This window comes from Anaerococcus martiniensis, assembly GCF_043187485.1.
Classification (GTDB): Bacteria; Bacillota; Clostridia; order Tissierellales; family Peptoniphilaceae; genus Anaerococcus; species Anaerococcus martiniensis.
Genome location: NZ_CP171106.1, coordinates 1,173,759 through 1,181,760, shown reverse-complemented (window position 1 = coordinate 1,181,760; position 8,002 = coordinate 1,173,759). Strand labels below are relative to the sequence as shown.

1 protein-coding gene is annotated in these 8,002 nt (G+C 32.0%); it reads right to left on the bottom strand.

The window, feature by feature from the left end:
• Positions 1-72: 72 nt before the first annotated feature.
• Entirely contained in the window at positions 73-7,611 is a 7,539-nt protein-coding gene (locus ACF3NF_RS05845; protein ID WP_394022576.1) for a SpaA isopeptide-forming pilin-related protein, read from the bottom strand.
• Positions 7,612-8,002: the final 391 nt, after the last annotated feature.

Genomic DNA, 8,002 nt, shown 5'->3' with positions numbered 1-8,002 from the left:
ATAAATATAAAAAACCCTAGGAATTAGCCATCCTAGGGTTTTTCTGTATTCAGTTGTTATTTAATTGTAAATTTACCTGCCATATCTATCAGAACGACGTCTATTTTTGTCATTTTGGAATATAGCAAAGTATGCAATACCCGCAAGCATCACCGCCGTACCAATAAGGGCAAAGCCAATAAATGTACCAGCACCACCGGTCGCTGGGTAGGTTGGCTTGTCATTTCCTATTTCTAAAGATGAAATATCTATAATATTTCCACCTTCATCTACTGTAAATGTAGCTACAGCTTTGTTTGGGGTTATATAACCTTTACTTGCTTTAGTTTCCCAAACTTCGTAATCACCCGGCTCAATCTCTGACCATCCAAACTTACCATTTTCATCAGATGTTACTGACTCTTTTACTACTGAATATTGTTCATTATTGTTGCCAAGTTTTCTAAGTTCAAAAGTTGCTCCAGATAGAACTTTCTTAGTTTCGACATTATTATCCGATTTAGTTAATTCTGAATTACTTACTTTAGTAAATGTTATATTATTTTTATTATTTATAAAAGTAATTTCAACATTCCTATTTTTCGTATCAGGAACTAAATTAGATTCAGCAGTTGCTGGATAATAGTCTTGCCAGGTAACAAATGCTGCTTGTCTTGTACTATAATATCCATTACTATATTGTCCATTTACAGCATAGTATCTCGCTTTAGATTTAAATCCACTAACATTTTTACTATTAATTTTTCCTCTAATTCTAACTAAGTATGTTGCTTGATTGTAATAATCATTGTCAAATTTTACACCAAATTCACCTGTATTTCTATTATAATTCGTGGTAAATCTAGTTGGTTGTAAACCTTCTAATCGATTAAAATCAATTCCATAAGATTCAACAAGATTATAGTTGTTTGGTGGGGTAGATTCATAGGCATCAATTCTTACATCAGATACAGGTTCGTTGAATGAGAAGTAAGCTTGTTTATAAGCAGTCTGTTCTCTGCCTGCATTTACATAAGCAATCATTTCAAACGTGTTATCCTTAAGGTTTACCTTATAAGGATAGCTATTGATATATCTTACTGTCACTGGATCATCTGGACCCTCATACCAATAATTACTATAGTTGACATTAATATAATCTGTAACTGATCTATTGCCAACGTTAATGCTAATAGGAACATTATTTCTGTCATTTTTAACTTGCAGTCTGTTCATATATAGTGGTACTGATACTTTGATATTACCAAGTTTAAAATTATCTAAAGCTTCAGTAAATGTATAAGTGACACTACGCCTATTATCTGCTATTTTTGCAACAGCTATCTTACCATTAGCGTCGTATATATCTAGATTGTCATCATCTAAGTAACTAATACCATCAAAATCTACATTACCAGAGAAAGATAATCTAAATGTATCTCCAGGTTTCACTGACTTAGATTGGTCAATGTTTAAGTTTATTTTGGCAATCATACCTTCTGAGTCATTTGGATAAACCCAATTTTCATCGCCTGTAGTTGAAACTATATTTGTCTTCTGTTTATCGAAAGTAAGGTAATTAGATACGTCCATTCCTTGAGATGGTGAAGGAACTTCATAGTTTTCTCCTATATTCACTAGCCTATAGTTAGAATCTAATATATATCCAGCTTTGGGACTCAATTCTTTTATCCAATATTGACCATATGATAGGTTATTAAACTCAAGTTTACCATATTTATCTGTAGTTCTCTCTTCTAAATAAACTAAATCTTTATCATATAGTCCAAAACGTACACCTTCTAGAGGCTCTCCACCTTTGTTTTTCTTATTAACCTTAATACTGCTTTTTCCTAGTTTCTCGTTTATGATAATATTGTTAGTATTATCTAATTCTTTTGAAGTTTCTCCTTCGCTATCTACATAAATCTTACCATCTTTGACTTCAAAAATCTTAACAGCACCTATTGGTTTACGATAATCAGTGGAAGCGAGTTTTGTTTCCATTACTTTATATTTACCAGAAGCAAGATTTGTAAATTTCACTTCTCCTTTTTCATTTGATGTGGCAGTTTTATCTATAAATTTATACTCTTCATCAATTAGCATTTGTAATTTAAACTCTGCACCTTTAAGACGTTTTTCAATCTTATTACCTTCATTATCATACTCTACACCTTTTTTAATAAGTGTTAAATCTGGGTTTCTGAAGTTCTTTATTTCATAGGTATATATATTATCAAAGTTTAATCCATTTGGAAGACTACTCTTATCATTTGTTATTTTTACTTTTGAATAATCTTCGTTTGTTGAGTTAGTAGCGTCTGCTGCATATGCAGTTGATGTAAATAAGTTTTTAAATAGTGAACCAGCAGAAGCAACTCTATTTTCATAAATCTCTACTGATGGACTACTTATATTTACGCTTCCATTTGTGATAGCTATATTACTCAATACGTTATAGGTATCTAATGTGGAACCAGTAAGTCTTACTGTCGTATTTTTAGTATGAGTTTGATCTGGTTGTGGTTCTGGAGTTGGGTCCCCAGGGTTTTCTGAATCCGTTGGATCAGGATTGTCTGGTCCTTCTAGGTTCGTTGGAGATTCTGAATCAACTACAACTCCCCCAGTTCCTTGAGTATCTTTGTTAACTGTTACTTCTGTCCAAATCTTATCTTCTGATGGTTTTTGATATCCTTCTGGCACTGTCGTTTCTTTTAACCAATATGTTCCATAAGGTATGTTGTAGTAATAAATTTCCCCATCATAATTAGTAAGAGTTTCTTTACCAATTATAGAGTTTTCTTTACCTTTATTTTTATATAAGGTAAATCCTGCTTGTGGTATAGGGTATCCATCTTTGTTTACCTTTTTGATTTTGAAGTTGCCAGTGTTTGTTGTATTGGTTCTATTTTTAATGGTTATTTTGCCATCCGAACTTGATGCTGGTGATATATCTTCTGGATCAGACGGAGCTTTATTTCTAGTAATTGAAACAGTTCCAGTACTGCTTACATTTACTGACCAAGTTGTAGCAACTTTAGCTATAGCTCCTGTTTCATCTGGTAATTCTTTTAATGTCCATTGAGAACCTAGAGGTAGGTTATCAAATGTTGCTATACCATATCTATCAGTGGTTTTCTTTAATGTCTTAGATCCATTCTCTAAAGTAAATGAAATTCCTGGTGCGTCGTAATATTTACCATCTTCAGCAAGTAATTTTTTGTTAATTTCAACTTTTGCTTCTTGCTTATTTACTGCGTTTATTTTTAATCTTTGATTTGAATCAATACTTACATTATCTCCATTGGTGTTATTTTTAATATCTATTTCAAGATATTTTTGTTTATAGTTACCACCTGCTAAGTTATTTGTGTTAGGGATTAAATTTGGATCTTTTTCAATAAATACAGATTCAAAGTATCTATTATATGGTTCCGGTATTTTTGTATGTTCACTATTAGCATATGTGCCACTAGAAAGATTACCAGTATACTCTTTCCCATCAACCATATATTTTTTTTCTGGATGATCACTTAATGATCTAGAATTTTTAATAGTTACACCTAGATTTACTAATTTGTCATTTGTTCCAGAAAATCCTTTTGATAAAGGTATCCTATTTCCATCTATTATTGTTTCTTTTTCTATCACAGAAAAATTAATTCTATTTAGTTTTCCATAACCATCAGTGACATTCGTTTCTTCAATGTAGTAGTCACCAGGTGCTAGGTATAATTTTTCTTCTAAATTCTTACTAGAAGTCCATTCTTTAATTAGAATACCAGCAGAATTGTATAATTTAAAATCAGCTGATGCCTCATTACTATTTTCAAAAGTTTTTCTAAATATTACCGGCTTTCTTACCTTTGCTGTTATTAAGTTTTGGTAAGAATTTGATGCATTGGTTGGAGAAAATCCACTGTTAACATATAAATACATATCTATAGCAGACTTTTGCTCAGATGTTAATGGTTTAGAAATTTTATCTTTTAAATATTTTACATAATTATCATAATCTGGACGTACAGTACTAAATTGTCCATATGGATTTCTTGGCATCTCAAGTCTTCCATTGATGTCTAAAAGTCCAACCTGAATCATGCCCCAAAGCTCTCTATCATTAAGAGCTGTAGTATCTTTTAATTCTTCAGCATAAAATAAAAGTCTTTGATACTTGTCAAATAGATCGGATGTACTGTTAGCATATTTACTATTTACATATGGCTTTAATTTATCATGGTCTGTTAGAGCAATTTTTTTGATTATTATAGGATTTGTACTCCAAAATTTTGAACCATCGGGTGGTAGGTAATCAGGGTTAATACAGAATACCATATCATAATTTTCTACTATTCTCCATGCGCCTGCATTCATAGCCGTAGAAGCAAACTCATTATTAACATTTTGCCAGGATCCTTTGTTTCCATCAAACAGCGAATCTACCCTATAGTACCAATTATTCGGCTTATTTGATTGACGCGGTAATTTAGAAGGCATTATTTGGGTTCCTAAATGATAAGTTCCTTCAAGTTCTTTGGTAGATAGTTTTCTTATTGAAGCTGTACGACTACCACCATAAGTCCCCATTCCATAATCAAATCTTTCATGGAAATCTATAGTAATGCTAGATTCTACAGTAGGGTCGTTAACAGGTTTTGTAAATATATAGTTAATTACTGTACCAGGTTTTAGTACATTTTTTTTCTGTGATAGTCCATTTCTAAAGGTTGAAGAATTATTAGTAGTAGTTTCGTATATTTTAGTAAATGAACCATCCTCATTAGGTTCAAGTACTTCTATATATGCTTGAACTCCACTTGCATTTGAGTTGGTAAATGTAGCAGCTAGTATATCATCGCCTAGATTACCTGAACTTACAAACCTATCATCATCTTGAAGTCTCATTGTTTCTGAAACTTCCCATTTGATTTGACTGTCGTTATTAATAAATTGACCATACACTGATCTAGACTTATCTGAATATACTCTTGTTGAATACTTGTCATCTCTTATACCATAGGTGTAGGCTGGAAGTCTTGTATCAACAATGTTAAAACCGTCTTCAAATTTTTTTGCAGCAGCATCTCCACTTTTATAAGGAATAATCCATGGCATGGCTGCTACTAACTTAGCCCAGTCATCTTTGAACTTTTGGACCATATCGTTTATATAATTATGGTCTGGTGTAAGCCTAAGTCCTAAATCATAGAATGAAAATCTCGCAGCATCTGTTGGAGTTGCCTCTACGTGGATTATCAAGTCATCAGGTAAGTCAGACTTATTTATAGATTTATTAAATGTCCATAGGTTATTAGTTGGTGATAATTTAAATGTACCATTTGCATATGTTTTACTAACTGTTGTAGAAACCCCTTCTCGCACTTTTGATGCATTAGAATTTGTTGAAATTTCATTGCCTAAATGATCTTTAACTGTGACTTTATAGTCTGTTAATTTTTGGTTTTCTGGTGCATATAGTGATAGACCAAGTGATTTGTAATTTAGATGTTCAAGTTTAACTTGGTCAGTTTCTATTCTGATGTCCCATTTAACTTTGTTATCTTTAGGGTCATAGTGCTGATAAGACCAATAGTCTATATCATACGGATATGATTGTCTAAATGCGCTTTGGTTATCTACTGCAAACACATCACCACTTGTCTTCTCTTCTTGAGTTTTTGTCACAAGAGCCTGGATAGCCTCAGCATTGTCACCATATATCCTAGATGCATCTTCATCTGTAAGGCCATATTTTTCTTCCAATTCATACATATAGTTTTGGAAGTCTTCTATGGTTACTCCTTCTTCTGCTAGTTTTTTTGCTGCTAGTTCATCTGGAGTTGGGTTTGCTAGGTCTTTGCCTGCTGATTTATTTGTAGCTTCTTTCTCAGCTGGATTTGTTTCTGGTCCTGCTGCCTCATTTATATCGATGTTTGCTACTTTGTATTTTTCTTCGTTTAGACCTATTAATAAAGAAGCTAGTATATCTTTGGTTTGACTCTCATCAATTTCTTGGTCATTTTTGATATTTTGTACTGATTGTTTAAAGTCATCCCAATTGATTTCTTCTTTATTATATGCTTCTAGGATTTGTTCTATTTCGTTTGTTGCTTTTTCGATATTTGTTGTTAGTTTGTCATCAGCTTTTAATTTATCAAAATATGCATCTTTATTTAGTGCAATTGCTGATAAGTTTTCAACAGGATCAGTTTTTGAATTTGTAGAAAAATTCTGGTCCTTTTGGTATGTTATGCTATCATTGGAGTAGTTTACCTCTGAATCATTTTTAGAAAAAATATTAGACAGAGAATCTGCATCATCTGAGGCTTGTTCTTCTTTTGCTTCATTTTTTTCTTCTGTTGCTGATAGGTTTTCAGCAGGATCAGTTTTTGAATTTGTAGAAAAATCCTGGTCCTTTTGGTCTGTTATGCTATCATTGGAAGAGTTTAACTTTGAATCATTTTTAGAAAAAATATTAGGCAGAGGATCTGCATCATCTGAGGCTTGTTCTTCTTTTGCTTCATTTTTTTCTTCTGTATATGTTGGGTTTGGAATTTTAATGCCATTGTAGGCAAATTCTTTTGTATTTTCTTTTGGTCTGGTGTTAAGTTCTACTTTCGCTATGTATCCTTCTGGGATAGATAGTTTTAGATTATTTGCAAAAGCTAATGTTTTTGTGAATGATTCGTTTAGGACATAGCCTTTTTCTTGGGCCTCGTAGTACTCAATCTTTACTTGAGATTCTCTTGTGTCTTGGCCTTGGTCTAGGTTTATGTCGTAGGTAAATTCTTTGTTATCTTTTGCATTTATATAATCTGTCCAAATGATTTGTGCTGGTGTACTTTGGAAGATTCCTTTTTGTTCTTCTTTGTACTCACCCTTATATAAGTGAAGGCTTTCTTGATTTTCTACTAGTCTGCCTTCTGGGTTTGCTATGTTGCCTTCATTATCTATTGTTATTTCTGTTGTGTTTGCTTTTTCTATTTCTAGAGCATATCTATCTTGGTAGATTTTATTGTCTGGAGAAGCTATTGTGAAATCTAGGGCAAGTTGAGGGGATTTTTGCTCTAAATCTTTTAAAGCTTGATCTATTAATTTTGCACTCAAGTAATAAACCACACCATTTTGTTGTTTGTTTGTTGTGATTCCTGTGGATCTTATATTGTCTGTGCTGTTAAATGCATTTGGTGTGCCTTGTGTGTAGTTGATTTCTTCTTCATTGCCATTTGCATCTAAGGCTTGGACTTTTTCTACCTTTAAATCTAGTAAATCTGTATTTTGTGTGATAGCAAATGTTGTGGTTTGCTTATCTGAACTTTCTTTTTCAGGTGTTTTGTTAATTATTTTGATTATGTAATCAATCTGACCTGTTGTTTTTGAAAGATATGCGGATTTTTCGATTATGTAATCATCACTTTCGTCTGTGCTTAGTTCGCTTTTTAGCAAAGAATTTTGTACCTGATCTTCTTTTGTTTCTTCTGGTGCTTGTATGCCCATCACCGATGTGTTTTCCGTGTATGTGTTGCTATTGTCACCAACCATAGCAAAAGCATTTACCGGTATAGACATAATAACTGCAAGCGTAGATGCTAGCAGTTTTACAGAAAACTGTTGTAACTTGCCTTTCATAAATCTTCCCCCTTGATTTATATTTTTTCATTGAATTATTTAAAATTTCGTCAATCTATAGTCTTTTACTTCTATTTATTATACTACTAAATTAGCGTGAATTGTGAGCATTTTTAAGGTTTTTTTATATATTTTTAAAAAAAACCAAATTTATCTTAATTAATCTGTCTAATGCTTTTCAGTGATTGCAACATTTTGGCAATCTTAGTGGTTATTCCGACTAATTTAGTCATATTTTGGTATTATATATTAATGCTTAGATAAATTCTAGTATTATTTTGATTTTTTCTTTCAAAATGTAAATATAAGTAAAATTAGTATAATCGCAATGAGTTTTTATAAGATATTTATCTTTAATTTGATGTATATATAAATTTTATAATATAAAAAC

Excerpts from the sequence above, each read along its gene's own strand:
- ACF3NF_RS05845 (WP_394022576.1), bottom strand. The coding sequence starts at position 7,611 with ATGAAAGGCAAGTTACAACAGTTTTCTGTAAAACTGCTAGCATCTACG.